Here is a 15,175-nt window from a genome sequence, read left to right on the forward strand (position 1 = left end):
TTGCTCGTGGCGGGCATGACCAAAACCCACACATTGTTGTGCGGGCTGGCCTGCACGTTGGCCTTGATCCCGGCCATCGGCAGTGCAGCCGCCAGCGCAGACCCTGTTCAGCAGTTGGCCGATTCGGTGGCGCAGACACGGGACACCCAGGGCCAACCTTTTGCCATCATCGACAAGGCCCGGGCACGCCTGTTCGTGTTCCAGCCCGACGGGCGGGTGCAGGGGTCTTCGCCCGTCCTGTTGGGCAGTGCGCGGGGCGATGCCTCGGTGCCTGGCATCGGGCAGCGCAAGATCGCCGACATCCGGCCCGACGAGCGCACCACGCCAGCCGGACGGTTTGCCATTGAGCCTGGCCGCAATGCCCAAGGTGAAGACATCTTCTGGATCGACTATGACGCGGCGGTCTCGATGCACCGCGTGCGGGCCACCAACCCCAAGGAGCGCCGCCTGGAGCGGCTGGCCACGGCCACGCCTGCCGACAACCGCATCTCGTATGGCTGCATCAATGTGCCGGTGGCATTTTTTGACACGGTGGTGAAACTCACCTTCCAGGCTCGCCGCGGTGTGATGTACGTGTTGCCAGAAACGCCGTCCGGACGTGATGTGTTTTCTGCCCTGAAAACGAACAAACCGGGCTCGTGACCCGGTTTGCCGCAGTGACCACCGAGGCGGTCACTTCACTTGCTTACTCACTCAGTTGCGGTCAGCACGAGGAGGGCGGTCAGGGCTGACAGGGGCGGGTGCCGAGGTTTCATTGCCGGCGCCCGTGGCAGGCATGGTGTTCAGCCCGTCATTGGCGTTGGCGCCCGTGCCGCGTTCCAGGTTGGGGCTGGAGGTGGTGCCGGTGCTGTTGTTCTGCGTGTTCATTGGGGCCGAGCGCGTGGTGTCGGTGGTGGTGCTCATGCCCGAGGCCGGTGGCGTGCTCACGGTGCCATTGGTGGTGGCGCTGGGGTTGGCCGCGGAGCCTTGGCCCGTGGATGAAGATTGTGCGTACGCGAAGCCAATGCTGCCGGCCAAAGCAGCGCTCACGGCGGTGATGGTCAAGCCTTTGCTCAGTTTGCTCATGGTATGTTCCTCAGGTAGTTGATGGGACCCTTACGCAGTGGCAATGCGCGTTCCCACGGCTCACGCTTGAGCAATGGCCTTTGGGTAACTTTCCCATCATGGTCAGCAAATGCTGCAGCACAATCGACCGGACCCTGAATTCGCATTGACATGAATGATATTCATGTCAAAGTGAAAACTCATCGCTTGATTCAAATGCAGGCCTTGCGCAGACTGCGTGGCATTCCCACTCATTCTTCAGAGAGCTTTCATGGCCCGCATCCACATCCTTGGCTTTCCGCGCATTGGCGCCCAACGCGAACTCAAGACCGCGCAAGAGTCTTTCTGGCGCGGTGAGTTGAGCGAAGCTGCCTTGCGCCAGGTGGGCGTGCAACTTCGCCAACGCCACTGGCAGGCACAAAAAGTCGCCGGCCTGAACGCCGTGGCCGCCGGCGACTTTGCCTGGTACGACCAGATGCTGTCGACCTCCGCCTTGCTGGGCTGCCTGCCCTCGCGCTTTGGTTTTGATGCCAAGGCCCTGAGCCTCGGCCAGTACTTTGAACTCGCACGCGGCAACACAGCCCAACCCGCGATGGAGATGACCAAGTGGTTTGACACCAACTACCACTACCTGGTGCCCGAGCTTGATGCGCAAACCACCTTTGATGGTGGCGTGGATTGGCTCTTTGACGACATCGACGAAGCCTTGTCGCAAGGCCTGCCCGTCAAGCCCGTGTTGATCGGCCCGATCACTTACCTGTGGTTGGCCAAGTCGCACGTGGCGGGCTTTGACCGCTTGAGCCTGTTGCCCAAGATCGTGGCGGCCTACCAGCGCATCCTCGCTCGCCTGGCCGACCGGGGCATTGCCTGGGTGCAGATTGACGAGCCCGCGCTGTGCCTGGACCTGGACGCCCACTGGCGCGCAGCCTTCGCACCCGCCTATGCCGATCTGGCAGGGACGGGCGTCAAGCTCTTGTTGGCCACCTACTTCGACACGGCCGCCGACCACGCGGTGCTGGCGGCGCAGTTGCCGGTGCAGGGTTTCCACATTGACCTGGTGCGGGCGCCGCAGCAGCTCGATGCCTGGCGCCAGGTGCTGCCCAAGGATGCGGTGCTGTCGGTGGGCGTGGTCGATGGCCGCAACATCTGGCGCACCGACCTGCGCCGCGTGCTCGCCTTGTTGCAGCCTCTGCACGCCGAGCTGGGCGACCGCCTCTGGGTGGCCCCATCGTGTTCCTTGTTGCACACGCCGGTGTCGCTGGCCAGCGAACAGAAGCTGGATGCCGAGATCAAGTCATGGCTGGCCTTTGCCACCGAAAAGCTGCACGAGTTGACGGTGCTGGGCCGGGCCTTGAACGAAGGCGAGGCCGCCGTGGCCGCCGAGCTGGCCGCCTCGGATGCGGCGCAAGCCTCGCGCCGGCAGTCAGGGCGCGTGGTCAATGCCCTGGTGCAAAAGCGCCTGGCGGCGGTCACCACCAGCATGGCCCACCGCGCCAGCCCATTTACCCAGCGCATCGAAAAGCAACGCCAGACCTTGCAGCTGCCGCCGTTGCCCACCACCACCATCGGCTCCTTCCCGCAAACCGCGGCCATCCGCCAGACCCGCGCGGCGCACAAGCGCGGCGAGCTGAGCGCGCTGGATTACCTGCAACGCATCCGCAGTGAGATCGAGCTGGCTGTGCGCAAGCAAGAGGATCTGGGCCTGGACGTGCTGGTGCATGGCGAGGCCGAGCGCAACGACATGGTCGAGTATTTTGGCGAGCAGCTGTGGGGTTACGCCTTCACCGAGAACGGCTGGGTGCAAAGCTATGGCTCACGCTGCGTCAAGCCGCCGATCATCTATGGCGATGTGTTCCGTCCCGAACCCATGACGGTGGAGACCACGCGCTATGCCCAGTCGCTCACCGATCGCCTGATGAAGGGCATGCTCACCGGCCCCGTGACGATGCTGCAGTGGTCTTTTGTGCGCGATGACCAGCCGCGCGAGACCACCGCGCTGCAATTGGCCCTGGCCATCCGCGACGAGGTGAGCGACCTGGAGAAGGCCGGCATCAAGGTGATCCAGATCGACGAGCCCGCCATCCGCGAAGGGCTGCCCTTGCGCCAGCGCGATTGGGCCGCCTACCTGGAGTGGGCCGTGCGCGCCTTCAAGATCTCGGCCGCCAGCGTAAAAGACGAAACGCAGATCCACACCCACATGTGCTACGCCGAGTTCAATGACATCCTGCCGTCCATCGCGGCCATGGACGCCGATGTGATCACCATCGAGACCTCGCGCTCGGCCATGGAGTTGCTGGATGGCTTTGGCGCCTTCGACTACCCCAATGAGATCGGGCCGGGCGTGTACGACATCCATTCGCCGCGTGTGCCGGGGGTGGAGGCGATGCTCAAGCTGTTGGAGCGAGCCTGCGAAGTCATCCCCCCGCAACGCCTTTGGGTGAACCCCGATTGTGGTTTGAAGACCCGTGGCTGGATCGAGACCGAGGCGGCCCTGTCCAACATGGTCAAGGCGGCGAAGGCCCTGCGCCTGAAGATTGGCGAGCAGGGCGATGACGCCTGGTTGCGCCTGGCGCCGCGGACCGGGGCGGCCATCAACCCCGCCTTGTCAAACCATGTGCACAGTGCGGGTTGCAACGATTGCGGGCAAGCTGCCTGAGGGCTCAGCGCAGCACGCTTCGGTAGAACAGCTCCATCCGCTTGCGCCGTGCTGCGGTGCATTGCTCGGGCGTGCCTTCCGGTTGGCCGCGCAGCACGCGCGAGAGCTGGTCGCCCAAGACGCAGTTGATCAGGTGCACGGGCAGCTGGTCTTCGGGCAGATCATCGAGCAATTGGTCACGCACGTCCGGGCGTTTCAGGAAGCGCGCGATGGCATCGCGCGTGACGTTCGGACCCATCGCAAAGAAGGTGTCGACCAACTGGGGATTGCTGCGCGCCTCGGCGGCCAACATGCGCTGCAGGCCCACGGCCTCGGGCGAGGTCAAGAGGCTGTAAAGCCGGGTCGCCAAATCGTCGAGCACCTCGCGGATGGGGCGCTGGTCCTTGTCCAGGTCCATGTCGGCGAAAAACTGCGCACGCTTGTCCTGGAGCAGGGCGCTCAACAGGCCGTTCTTGCCGCCGAACTTGATGTAGATGGTGCGCACGGCCACGCGCGCTTCGCGGGCGATCATTTCCAGGCTCACATTGCCGTAGCCCTTGTCGAGGAAAAGCCGGCCAGCGGTCTGCTTGAGGTCGTGCAAACGCGCTTCCACCTCGGCGGCGCGCGGGCGGCCCGCGCCCTTGCTGGGCACCTTCTTGGCGGCGGAGGCGGGGCGTGGCCTGGGGGAATCGGTCATTTTGGACATGTCCCGCACTTTACCCAACAATTTAATGAAATGAAAGCGTTTCATTTCTTGACAGTGGGCAGGGCGAGGCAAATAATGCGCTGACTCCATTTCATTGCCAGAGAGTGCGCGCCATGCAAAACCCGGCCAAGACCGAACCCGTCACCCTCGTTGCCACCAACCCGGCCGGCTCCGCGGCTGTGCAGCCCGCCGAGAAGCCGCCCTCCAAGGTGCGCGTTTTTGGTGTACTGGGCGTGCTGATCCTGGCCGGCCTGGGTTTCGGTGGTCGCATGTACTGGCGCAGCCAGAACTTTGTCGAGACCGAGAACGCCTACGTGGCTGGCCACGTGCATCCCATCTCGGCGCGGATCTCGGGCGTGGTCACCAAGGTGCTGGTCGATGACAACCAGATCGTGAAAGAGGGCCAGGTGATCGCCGAACTCGACCCGGCCGACCAAGGCGTGAAGCTGGAACAGATCCGCGCACAGATCGCCTCGGTCGAGCAACAGGTGTTGCAGGCCGATGCTCAGACAGCGCAGGCACGCGCCTCGGCCAGTGCCGCGCAGGCCCAGGTGGCCCAAGCGCAAGCACTGTCCTTGCGCGCCCAGCAGGATGCCGAGCGCTATGGCCAGCTCTACAACACGCAGATGAAGGCCGTGGCCAAGTCCGAGCTGGACGCGGCCAACGCGGCCCGCACGGGTGCCCTGGCCGATGTCGCTGCCCGCAAGGACGCGGCCCTGGCCGCCCAGGCGCAGGTGGGCGCGGCCCAGGCGGCGCGCGAGGTGCTCAAGGCTCAGATCAAGGTGCTGCAGGCGCAGGCCAAGGATGCCCAACTGCAAGTGACTTACAACCGCATCGTGGCGCCCGTCAGTGGCCGCCTGGGCAAGCGCAATGTCGAAGTCGGCGCGCGCGTGCAAGCGGGCCAGCAACTGGCCGCCATCGTGGAAGACAAGGTGTGGGTCACGGCCAACTTCAAGGAAACACAACTGGCGGGCCTCAAGCCTGGTCAGGAAGTGGATGTGGTCATCGACGCCTTGCCTGGCCAGCACCTGAAGGCCAGGCTGGACAGCTTCTCGCCCGCCTCGGGCAACCAGTTCGCCCTGCTGCCGGCTGACAACGCCACTGGCAACTTCACCAAGATCGTGCAGCGTGTGCCCGTCAAGCTGACCTTGGCCGACGCGGACCTGCAGCGCCTGGCCGGCCGCTTGGCCCCCGGCATGTCGGCCCTGGCCGAAGTGGACCTGCGCCAGTCGCCTGACGCGCAACGCTGAGCTGCGCACCATGTCGCGCGCCGCATCACCCCCAGCGCCCTTCGTGCCCGCCCTGGCGGATCCGAGCCAGCGCATCGACCTGCGAACCTGGTTCGCCGTGGCGGCCGGCCTGCTCGGTGCCTTCATGGCGGTGCTGGACATCCAGATCACGAACTCATCGCTGAAGGACATCCTGGGCTCGCTGTCGGCCACGCAAGAGGAAGGTTCGTGGATCTCTACGGCCTACCTGTGCGCCGAGATCGTCGTCATCCCCTTGACCGGCTTGATGGCGCGTGTGCTGGGCCTGCGCACCTACATGGTCGGCACCACGGCGCTGTTCCTTGTTTGCTCAACCCTGTGCGGCGCGGCCTGGAACCTGCCGAGCATGATCGTGTTCCGCATGATGCAGGGGTTCACCGGGGGGGCGCTGATCCCCATGGCCCTGACCTTGGTGATGACCAAGCTGCCACCATCGAAGCGCGCCGTGGGCATGGCCATGTTCGGGCTGACCGCCACGCTCGCGCCCACGCTGGGCCCCACGCTGGGCGGCTACCTGTCGGAACTGTACGGCTGGCCATCGATCTTCTACATCAACTGGGTGCCCGGCATCTTGCTGATCTTTGGCATCCTGTGGGGCCTGGACAAGGAAGGCCGCAACTGGTCGCTGCTGGCCACCGCCGATTGGGTCGGCATCGCCTTCATGGCCGTGGGCCTGGGCAGCCTGACCATCTTTCTGGAAGAGGGCAACTCCAAGGACTGGTTCGACTCCAACTTCATCCGCACCTTCGCCACCTTGGCCATCGTGGGCCTGGTCGGTTGGGTGGCCACCAGCTTGCTGCGCGATGAGCCTTTCGTGAACCTGCGCCTTTACCTGCGCCGCAACTTCTTCGTGTCGGCCTTGTTGGCCGCGGTCACGGGCATGGCCTTGTACGGATCTTCGTTCCTGCTGCCTTTGTACCTGGGCCAGATCGCGGGCTACACGCCCATGCAGATCGGTGAAGTGATCATGTGGGCGGGCTTGCCGCAATTGTTCATCATGCCCGTGGCCGCCATCATGTCTTCTCGCGTGGACAACCGGGTGATGTGCACCATCGGTCTGGCGCTGTTCGGCACTTCGTGCCTGATGAACGGCTTCATGGATGCCTCGGTGGGCTACGACCAGTTGCTGGCCTCGCAAGTGGTGCGCGCGCTGGGCCAGCCCTTCATCATGCTGACGCTGTCGAACTTCGCGATGTCGGGCATCTCGCCCAAGGACATGCCTTCGGCCTCCAGCCTGTTCAACATGACGCGCAACCTGGGTGGCTCCATCGGCATCGCCATGCTGGCCACCATGCTCACCAACCGCCAGCACTTCCATTCGGCGGTGGTCGGCGAGTCGGTGTCCATGCTGTCCGAGGCCACGCGGTCGCGTCTGGACCAGCTGACGCAAGGCTTCATCGCCAGTGGCATCGACCCCGCGCGGGCCGCCGACCAGGCCATTGCGGTGATCGACCGCATTGTGCGCAGAGAGAGCTATGTGATGGCCTACAACGATGGCTTCCTGATGATGGCGGGCGTGCTGTTCGCCTGCATCGGCGTGCTGTGGTTCGCCGACAAGGTGAAGTCGCCTTCGAGCGGCGGCGCCGGTGCCCATTGATGATGAAAGACGCTGGAGAAAACATGTTGTTCATCAAGCCCTTGAGCCGTGGCGTGACCGCTGCCGCCGCCTTCTCTGCCGTGGCCTTGCTGAGCGCCTGCACCACGGTGGGTCCTGACTTTGCCGCGCCCAGGTTCGAGCCCGTGGCCAGCTACCGCCATGTCGATGGCAAGGGGCCCGACAGCGCGCAAATGCCGCTCGACAGCTGGACCTTGTTTGGCGACGCGACGCTGGACGCCCTGGAGCGCCGAGCCTTGCGCGACAGCCCCAATGTGCAAGCGGCCGGCCAGCGCATGCTGGAAGCGCAGGCCCTGCTGGGTGTGGCGAATGCCGATGATGGTGTGAAGGTGGGGGTGAGCACATCAACCGCGTATTCGCGCTCGTCCGAGAACACCTCGCAGGCCATCATGCTGGGCCGGCATGCCATCAAAGGCAGCAACTTCACCTTGGGCGCTTCGCTGTCCTATGAGCTGGACCTGTGGGGCCGCGTGCGCCGCGCGGTCGAGTCGGCCGATGCGCAGGCCTTGGCCGCCCGCTACGACCGCGATGGCGTGCTGCTGATGCTGACCCACCAGGTGGCCATGGGCTATTTCCAGTTGCGCGGCGCGGATGCCGAGATCGCGATCCTGGAAAGCGCGCTCAGCACACGGCGCGAGTCCGAGCAACTGATCAACGCCCGGTTTGACACCGGCCTGTCGAACGAGCTGGACTTGTCACGTGCCCGCATCGAGCGCGCCAATGCCGAGGCCGATCTGCACGAGGCCCGCCGCCAGCGCCAGACACTGGAGCACGGCCTGGCCGTGCTGGTCGGCGCCTCGCCCAGCGAGCCCCTGATCGCCAGCCTGGGCAGCGAGGCCAAGAGCGCCTTGCCCTTGCCCCCCGCCATTCCCGTGGGCCTGCCTGCCAGTTTGCTGGCCCAGCGGCCTGACCTGTCGTCCAGCGTGGCCGCCTTGCGTTCGCTCAATGCCCAGGTGGGCGTGGCAGAAAGCGCCTTCTACCCCTCGGTGAGCCTGACGGGCAACTACGGCTTCGCGTCCCAGAAGCTTCGCGAGTTGACCAACGATGGCTCGCAGCAGTTCAGCGTCGGCCCGCTGGCGCTGTCATTGCCCATCTTTGATGGTGGGCACAACCAGGCTAATCTGGCCGCCTCACAGGCCCGCTATGCGCAGGCCCTGGCCACCCATCGCGGCAAATTGCTGACGGCCTTGCGCGAGGTCGAGGATGCGCTCTCCGACTCGCAGCAGCGCCAATTGCAGGCCGATGCCCAAGCCCAAGCCCAGCAGGCCGCCGCGCGGGCCTACGAGGTGGCGCGTGCCCGCTACGAGCGGGGTGTGTCCAGCTACCTGGACGTGACCGATGCCCAGCGCAGCAGCCTGGCCGCCGACCGCGCGGCCGCGCAGATCCGCACACAGCGTTTGCTGGCGGCGGTGAACCTCGCGCGTGCGTTGGGTGGTGGGTGGTCGCCCGAGGCCTCGCTGACGATTGCCAAGACCGTGCAACCTTGATCTGTCACGCTCAACGGCCGACCAGGCTGTCGTACGGTGGCAGGTTGATCACGGTGAGGGCCGAGGTGTCATAGGCCCGCTCCAGGTCTTCGGCCGCCTCGGTCCATTCTTCCAGCAGTTGCATGTCTTCGGGTTGAGCGTCGTCACTGTCGACAGTGACGCGCAACTCTTTCACTTGCGCTGCCACGGCCTGGATGGCCACGATCATCGTGTTGATGGAGATCTCGGGCATTTTGTTCCTCACTTCACTGTTTTGGCTTGGTCGATCTGCAGCACGACAGCCGCTCGGGCCATGTTGTCAAGGTAGCCCTTGAAGGTCAGGACCGTCATCCGGGTGCGTGCCGTCAACTGATAGTGATAGCCACTCACGGTGCCCTTGGGGTTGGTCTTCTTCTTGTCATCCTTGACGATGAGGATCTCGTCGGAATATGGCGTGCCTTACGGGGAGTCGATCCATCGCAGGTCGAGCATGCCCTCATCAGGGACGCCGTCGCGGATCTTGAGCTTGGCGGCCTCGCCCAGCAATGAGCGGTACAGGGGGACGTCGGTACTGGCCATGTTTTCCTCCTCTGCTTATGGGAAGAAGATGATAGCCTTGCGTCGGCATGGGGGCAATGTGCCTCGATCAGGTGCCCGCGTTCTGGCTCAGGCGGTCCAGCCATTCGGCCACCATTTCCAGGCGCCACAGCGGGTTGTCCAGACTCATCAGCCGTTGGCGTTCGGCCACTGGCAAAGGCAGGCATTCGGCCCAGCGGTTGGACAACCAGCCGGCATCTTGCCAGCGTGGGTCGCCGGGCGGTGCGGGCAGCGTCTGCTCGCCTTCGCGGGCCGCCATGGCGGTGAACGCATCTTGCAGGCGCTGGCTGAGCACGGCCAGTTCAGCGGGTACCGCCGTGGGGGCGTCATCCGGCAGCAATTGGATGGCGCCTGTCCACAGGCCGTGGGGCAAGAGATGGGTGCTGTCGAGTTTGAAGCGCTGGGTGCCACGAGCTTGCACCAGCATCAGGCCGGGCTGGGGATGCTCGATGTGCTCAAGCCTGGCGAGGGTGCCGATGTGGGCCAGGGTCTCGGTGCCGCTGCTGGCGCCTTCAGCTTCGCCTGGGCGCGGGGCACGCCGCACTTCATGGCCGCTTTGCAGGCAGACCACGCCGAAGGGGGCACCGCTTTGCTCGCAGCGCTTCATGAGGTCAAGGTAACGAACCTCGAAGATCTGCAAGGGAAGCAGGCCACCGGGGAAGAGGACGGTGTGCAGGGGAAAGAGGGGAAGGGCGGTGAGGTCCATGGTGCGGGATGTGCGCGGTGGAGCTGGCAGTGTGCCCGTTCGGGGCCGTGGCCGTGGACGTCTCTGGCGTGATGGGTCACGGTTGCGCTTCCTCAGGGAGAGGTGCATGGGCCTTATTGAGACGACCACCGTGCCACTGCGCAGCATCAGGCCCTTGGCCTTGCCGCAAGTCGTCGATATAACTTTGACGATGAGAATCGTCACATACAACACAAATGTACTAAACGCAAGCGTGAAAACAATGCGCATGTTGAAGATGATTGTCTTCACAATAACAAAAATCAACTTTTGACTTTAAAGGGCAACCATGAAGAGCCATGTTTTTAAATTTCTGCTGGCCACTGCGTCCATCTGCTGCGGCGCCGCCAATGCCGCGTACTTCAAATGGGAATCGGTGGAATTGCCTGCTTCCTCGGGCGCCTCCTGCGGGGACGGCAGCCCCTATCGCTTCTTCGTGAACAAGACGCCATTCACCACGAATACGGTGATCTTGTTCGAGGGCGGTGGAGCGTGCTGGGCACAGGATTCCTGCCTGGGCAAAAAAGGACTTGCCAAGTCAGCCAGCAACCCAAACGGCATCGCGGCAGACTACATGACAAGACTGACACCAAGCCAACCCAATGCCGCAGACAGCCCTCTTGGTAAAATCAATCTCTCGTTTCTGGGATTGATCACGCCATTCTCGGCTCGGATACATCCGCTGCAATCCGTCGAGACACAGAGCTGGAATATCGTCTACGTCCCGTATTGCACAGGCGATGTGCATACAGGCAATTCGACACAGGTGTATGCCGACTCGAATCCCGATGCGCCCCGCGTGCAATATCACCGGGGGTACCTCAATGCCAAAGGCGTATCAGCCTGGGTGGGGGCAAACATGCCGCGTCCGGACAAATTGCTGGTCACCGGCTTCTCTGCTGGTGGCGTGGGCTCGCAAGCCGCCTATCCCACGCTGCGGGACCAGATCAAGCCCAAACAGTCGGCCTTGCTGGCCGATTCCGGGCCGCTGATGTGGGCGCCCGCCGATGGCGACCCGGCGCAATACCCTTCCGTCCCCCTGCACAACAAAATCAGAAAGGTTTGGGGTTATGACACGCCCAAAGGCATCGTCACGGAATTGATGGCGCGCTACCCGGGGAAAGGCGACGCGAACAACCTCGGCAGCTTCGTCCCGGAGATCGCCAAAATCTATCCCAATGACCGGTTCTCTCTGGTGGCATTTCAGCGCGACGCCATTTTCTCAGGCTTCTCCTACGACGACTTCCATCCAGAGTTGGGCGCCATCGCAGACGAGAAGGAACGCAAGGAGCAGTTGCTGGCGAAGTGGGATCTCGAACTCAACACCTTGGTCAACGTCGTGAAAGGAGCCGGCAACATCGGCTGGTACATGCCGTATGAGCGTGACCTCATGGGTGCGCATTGCCTGACCACCGTGACATTCGGCGGTACGGCCATCGCGGAATCCAAGCACAAGAGCGTCGGCGTCATCGTTGACAACCTGATCAACGGTTCAGGAGCGCCCATCAGGTCTTACGAAAAAGCGAAGGTGATTCAGTCCCCAACAGGCGTGTCGCTGTTCGATAACCTGCTCAATTCTTTCTTTGATTCGCTCCTGTAGGGACAAGGCCCGCGTCAAGCGGGTCTTTACCGTCCGACAGATGAGAATGTCTGGCGCGTTCGGCGACGCCCCGCAGCCAGACATCCAGGCCATGCCACACGAACAATTGGTTGTTCACTGCTTCATCGATCGGCATCTTCATGCCTTCAAGACACCAGATGGCGGCCGACGAAATGACCATTCCGAGCAGCGTCTTGATCGTGTAAATGACATCGATGCCCGATGAGTCGATGCCCGGATAGCGACGGCTCAGAACAGGCCCCAGGATCGCCAGATAAGGCTCGTCGGTGATGGCGAAATGAAGCTTGCCAGAGTAGTAATAAATTTGGGCCTCCACCAGCAGTATCCTGGCTCGGTCAGGATCCGCTTGCAAGAAGCGATAAAAGCTCTGCAAGCCATCCTGGGCCAATTGCGCGATGGGCTTGTCCGACAAATGCATCGCGGCGTAGAGATCCTTGACCAGTTCCGCAGTGACCGCTTCATACGTCGCCGCGAACAAGTTGTCCAAATCCGAAAACAACGCGTAGTAGTACCTGTCGGTGAAACCCGCCTCAGCACAAAGTTCGCGAACGGTGGCGCCGCTGACGCCCTTGCGTCCAAATACCTTGATGCCAGCCGCGATGAACCTTTCCCGCCGTTGCTTCTGACGTTCGTCGGCTGTCATGCCGTTGTACGACCGACGGTTTTTCGTTTGCATGGGTTGGTTCACGTGCGCAAGAGGGCAATGCCAGACCGACCTATTCTATCGGCCAGCATGGTGGCAGACACCGCACGAGGATGCCTTTCCATTCGACCGTTTTGCACCCGAGCGAAAGTTCGCCGCTGTCCATTTTCATGGTCCTGACGGACCTATGCTCCAGGATCGAGAATCAAACGTAATGCAAGGGGAGAAGAACGTGAATCGCAAGCCCAAGGCAGTGATGGTGCAGTGAACTTGGCAAGCCAGCACTCAGGGATTCTTCGCACTTGGCATGACGACAGGGGCTTTGGCTTCATCGCGCCCAGCCAAGGCGGCCGCGAGTTATTCGTCCACATCAGCGCGTTCCCCCGTGATGGGTCACGGCCCACCGCTGGAGAGGCCCTCTTCTACGAGGTAGGCGTGGGCAACGGTGGGAAACCACAAGCGGTGCGGGTGGTTCGACAGGCCGTGGGCATCCAAAAGGGGCTGCCCAAGCGGCCCACTCGCCCCGGCGCCGGTGGTGGCCAGGGTCTGGCAGGCAAGGCCATCGCCATGGTGCTGTTCATGGCGCTGGGCGCGTATGGCATCAAGCAGTACAAGGGCTACTCGCACCGCGCAGAGCTTGAGCGCATGCCGGCTGTTGCGGCGCCCGCACCAGACCAGCCCATGCCGCTGGGGGACAAGGAGGCCGCTGCCAGCGAGTTTCGCTGCGATGGTCGAACCCACTGCTCGCAAATGACTTCTTGCAAAGAGGCGACCTGGTTCATCAACCACTGCCAGGCGCTGAAATGGATGGCAACCACGATGGTGTGCCATGCGAACAGCAGTGGTGCACTGGCGCATTCGCCAAGTAGCCTGATCACGATCCGTTGCTTGCCGCCGCTCTTTGGGGCCGCCGCACAGCGCGCACTTTGCCGCTTGGCCCACCGCCGCAATAAAACAACCCCGCCCCATCAGACTCCAGCCCGCTGACCCCCGTGCCACTGGGCATCGCCAGCCGCTCCAGCACCGCGCCGCTCTGCGGGTTGATGCGGCGCAGCTCGCTTTCGTCACCTTCCCAGGTGCCGTGCCACAGGTCGCCGTCCACCCAGGTCACGCCGGTGACAAAGCGGTTGGACCCGATGGTGCGCAGGACCTTGCCGGTGTGCGGGTCAACCTGGTGGATCTTGCGATCGCGGTATTGCCCCACCCACAAGCTGCCTTCGGCCCAGGTCAGGCCCGAGTCACTGCCACTGCCGGGGGCGGGGATGGAGGCCACGATCTGGCCTGTGGCCGGGTCGATCTTGTCGATGCGGGTCTCGGCGATTTGATAGAGGTGTGTGCCGTCGAAGGCGGTGCCGGCATCGCAGGCGAGCTCCAGGCTGCGCGTGGGTTCGCCGCTCTCAGGATCGAAGGCGAGCAGCTTGTCGCCGGTGGCGGCCCACACGCGCTGGCCGTCGTGCGTGACGCCATGGATGCGTTCACTGGCGGCGAAAGGGCCGTACTCGCGCACGATCTGGGCTTCAGTGGCCGCGGGCTGGGTGGTCTTGGTGGTCATCTTGGGGCTCCTGGTGGTGCGCTTGAAGAAAGCAGCGCGATGGAGGCCACTCTACTCAAGCGACAGCGCGGCAGGGAGTAACAAGATTGTCGTGAATCCGGCCAGTGGCGGCGACAACCAGCGGCGTGCGCGAGCCTGCCCGATGGCCCGCGCTTGCCCGGCGGTCTCCAGCTCGGCGAGCGCGCGCTGCACGGTGCGTTGGCTGGCGCCCAAGGCCAGTGCCAGGGCAGAAGTGGACCAGGCGGCGCCGTCGGAAAGCAGTGCCACCAAAGAAGCTTGCTCGCCGTCGATGGGCGGCGCCAGGACCACAACGGGGCGCTCATCACAGGGTTGGAGGATGAAGCCCTTGGCGGTGGCCTGGATGCCTGCCAGCCCGGCCAACGAAGCGCGCAGGCGGCCCATCTCCACCCGCAGGCGGGCCCGGTGCGTCTCATCTGGGTGGCGAGTGCGAAACGCGTGGGCGATCAAGGTGGCGCGGTCAACGTCGACCGGCCAAGCCTCGGCGAGCAAGCGCGCCAGGGCGAACAGCACCGGCCGGCCTGTCAGCGGCAACCAGGCCTGGCCTGCGCGAAGCCCACGGCGGCAGGCGTCCAGGATCAGGGCATTCGAGTCGATCAAGGCCGCCACCTCGGCCAGGCGCAGCGGTTGTTCGCAATCGTGCCGCAAGCGCCGGGCGGCAGGGCGTTCCAAGGCGGTCTGGGCTTCGGCCACTTCCGCTTGCAAGGCGGGCACGCCCGCGTGCGCAGCCGCGTCCCGGGCGCGGACCAGTGCGGCTTGGGCCGGCGCGATGTCCAGTAAGCGCAGCGCCAATTCGGCCTGGGCCAAGAAAGCCACTGCGGCCAGCGCCGGCGGCATGCCCTGCGCATTGATCTGGCTCAGGGCGTCCTTGGCCTTGTCGAGTTGGCCGAGCAACAACAGCCGACGCACGGTGATCAATCGGGCTTGCAGCGCATTGGCGTGGTCGGCACGTGCCGCCAAGGTGGTGGTGGCCGCTGACAGGGCGCGCAACGCATTGGGCGGGCCGCTGAGATCACGCATGGCCAAGGCCACTTCGGCTTCGGCCACGACACAACGCGCACGTGCCAGTTCCTCCTTGGCACCAAAGCCCCGGGCGGCAAGCCGCAGCAGTTCGCGGGCGCGGCGGTGTTCGCCCAGTTGCGCCATGGCGATGCCGCGCAAGGCCAGCGCTGGCGGATCGTCGCGCAGGGCCACGCGTTTGAGGGCACCGAGCGCATCACCCGCTGCGAGGGCCCGCGCTGCCGCGGCGATCAGGGAGTCCATAGGGGCGTCATGGTTCAGTAGAC

The 15,175-nt window shown here is 64.0% G+C and carries 14 protein-coding genes and 2 pseudogenes; 7 read left to right on the forward strand and 9 right to left on the reverse strand.

Going from position 1 to position 15,175, the window contains the following annotated elements; genetic code table 11:
- Nucleotides 1-15: 15 nt before the first annotated feature.
- Nucleotides 16-642 carry a L,D-transpeptidase gene (locus LQ232_RS11615; RefSeq protein ID WP_230180476.1) on the forward strand — a complete coding sequence of 209 codons (627 nt, stop codon included), beginning with the start codon at nt 16-18 and terminating at the stop codon, nt 640-642.
- Between the two features lie 51 nt (nt 643-693).
- Here LQ232_RS11615 and LQ232_RS11620 read toward each other — a convergent pair whose 3' ends face one another.
- Complete coding sequence (locus tag LQ232_RS11620; RefSeq protein WP_230180477.1) at nt 694-1,065, reverse strand: hypothetical protein; 372 nt, start codon at nt 1,063-1,065, stop codon at nt 694-696.
- Nucleotides 1,066-1,315: 250 nt separating this feature from the next.
- On the opposite strand from LQ232_RS11620, the gene metE reads away from it, so the two are divergent.
- On the forward strand, nt 1,316-3,700 hold the full coding sequence (metE, locus tag LQ232_RS11625; protein ID WP_230180478.1) for a 5-methyltetrahydropteroyltriglutamate--homocysteine S-methyltransferase: 2,385 nt from the start codon (nt 1,316-1,318) through the stop codon (nt 3,698-3,700).
- A 4-nt stretch (nt 3,701-3,704) separates the two neighbouring features.
- On the opposite strand, the gene LQ232_RS11630 is transcribed toward metE, so the two are convergent.
- Complete coding sequence (locus tag LQ232_RS11630) at nt 3,705-4,385, reverse strand: TetR/AcrR family transcriptional regulator (protein ID WP_230180479.1); 681 nt, start codon at nt 4,383-4,385, stop codon at nt 3,705-3,707.
- Between the two features lie 113 nt (nt 4,386-4,498).
- On the opposite strand from LQ232_RS11630, the gene LQ232_RS11635 reads away from it, so the two are divergent.
- From LQ232_RS11635 to LQ232_RS11645, 3 genes are read left to right on the forward strand one after another with little or no spacing between them, the layout of a single operon-like run.
- Entirely contained in the window at nt 4,499-5,635 is a 1,137-nt protein-coding gene (locus LQ232_RS11635; protein ID WP_230180480.1) for an HlyD family secretion protein, read from the forward strand.
- Between the two features lie 10 nt (nt 5,636-5,645).
- Nucleotides 5,646-7,250 carry a DHA2 family efflux MFS transporter permease subunit gene (locus LQ232_RS11640; RefSeq protein WP_230180481.1) on the forward strand — a complete coding sequence of 535 codons (1,605 nt, stop codon included), beginning with the start codon at nt 5,646-5,648 and terminating at the stop codon, nt 7,248-7,250.
- A gap of 23 nt (nt 7,251-7,273) precedes the next feature.
- The gene (locus LQ232_RS11645; protein WP_230180482.1) at nt 7,274-8,755 is read left to right on the forward strand and encodes an efflux transporter outer membrane subunit; all 1,482 of its coding nucleotides are present in this window, start codon (nt 7,274-7,276) and stop codon (nt 8,753-8,755) included.
- 10 nt (nt 8,756-8,765) lie between these two features.
- On the opposite strand, the gene LQ232_RS11650 is transcribed toward LQ232_RS11645, so the two are convergent.
- From LQ232_RS11650 to LQ232_RS11660, 3 genes and pseudogenes are all read right to left on the reverse strand, one after another.
- Complete coding sequence (locus tag LQ232_RS11650; protein WP_230180483.1) at nt 8,766-8,987, reverse strand: hypothetical protein; 222 nt, start codon at nt 8,985-8,987, stop codon at nt 8,766-8,768.
- Nucleotides 8,988-8,995: 8 nt separating this feature from the next.
- Nucleotides 8,996-9,181 (reverse strand): annotated as a pseudogene (locus LQ232_RS11655) (hypothetical protein); the annotation flags it as partial.
- 199 nt (nt 9,182-9,380) lie between these two features.
- Entirely contained in the window at nt 9,381-10,037 is a 657-nt protein-coding gene (locus tag LQ232_RS11660) for an LON peptidase substrate-binding domain-containing protein (RefSeq protein WP_230180484.1), read from the reverse strand.
- A gap of 307 nt (nt 10,038-10,344) precedes the next feature.
- Here LQ232_RS11660 and LQ232_RS11665 point away from each other — a divergent pair, with 307 nt between their 5' ends.
- The gene (locus tag LQ232_RS11665) at nt 10,345-11,655 is read left to right on the forward strand and encodes a pectinacetylesterase family protein (RefSeq protein WP_230180485.1); all 1,311 of its coding nucleotides are present in this window, start codon (nt 10,345-10,347) and stop codon (nt 11,653-11,655) included.
- On the opposite strand, the gene LQ232_RS11670 is transcribed toward LQ232_RS11665, so the two are convergent.
- Nucleotides 11,627-12,352, reverse strand: a complete 726-nt coding sequence (locus LQ232_RS11670; RefSeq protein ID WP_230180486.1) for a TetR/AcrR family transcriptional regulator — start codon at nt 12,350-12,352, stop codon at nt 11,627-11,629. The genes LQ232_RS11665 and LQ232_RS11670 overlap by 29 nt on opposite strands.
- 231 nt (nt 12,353-12,583) lie before the next feature.
- Here LQ232_RS11670 and LQ232_RS11675 point away from each other — a divergent pair.
- A pseudogene (locus LQ232_RS11675) lies at nt 12,584-12,784 on the forward strand (cold shock domain-containing protein); the annotation flags it as partial.
- 152 nt (nt 12,785-12,936) lie between these two features.
- On the opposite strand, the gene LQ232_RS11680 reads toward LQ232_RS11675, so the two are convergent.
- Genes LQ232_RS11680 through LQ232_RS11690 form a run of 3 tightly spaced genes read right to left on the reverse strand, consistent with a single transcriptional unit; the run spans nt 12,937 to nt 15,152 of the window.
- The gene (locus tag LQ232_RS11680; RefSeq protein ID WP_230180732.1) at nt 12,937-13,197 is read right to left on the reverse strand and encodes a hypothetical protein; all 261 of its coding nucleotides are present in this window, start codon (nt 13,195-13,197) and stop codon (nt 12,937-12,939) included.
- On the reverse strand, nt 13,194-13,871 hold the full coding sequence (locus LQ232_RS11685; protein ID WP_230180487.1) for a hypothetical protein: 678 nt from the start codon (nt 13,869-13,871) through the stop codon (nt 13,194-13,196). Before LQ232_RS11685 ends, LQ232_RS11680 begins: the two co-directional genes overlap by 4 nt.
- 51 nt (nt 13,872-13,922) lie before the next feature.
- Nucleotides 13,923-15,152 carry a helix-turn-helix domain-containing protein gene (locus LQ232_RS11690; protein ID WP_230180488.1) on the reverse strand — a complete coding sequence of 410 codons (1,230 nt, stop codon included), beginning with the start codon at nt 15,150-15,152 and terminating at the stop codon, nt 13,923-13,925.
- Nucleotides 15,153-15,175 lie beyond the last annotated feature (23 nt).

The organism is Aquabacterium sp. CECT 9606, assembly GCF_918741295.1.
In the GTDB taxonomy this organism is placed as follows: Bacteria; Pseudomonadota; Gammaproteobacteria; order Burkholderiales; family Burkholderiaceae_C; genus Aquabacterium.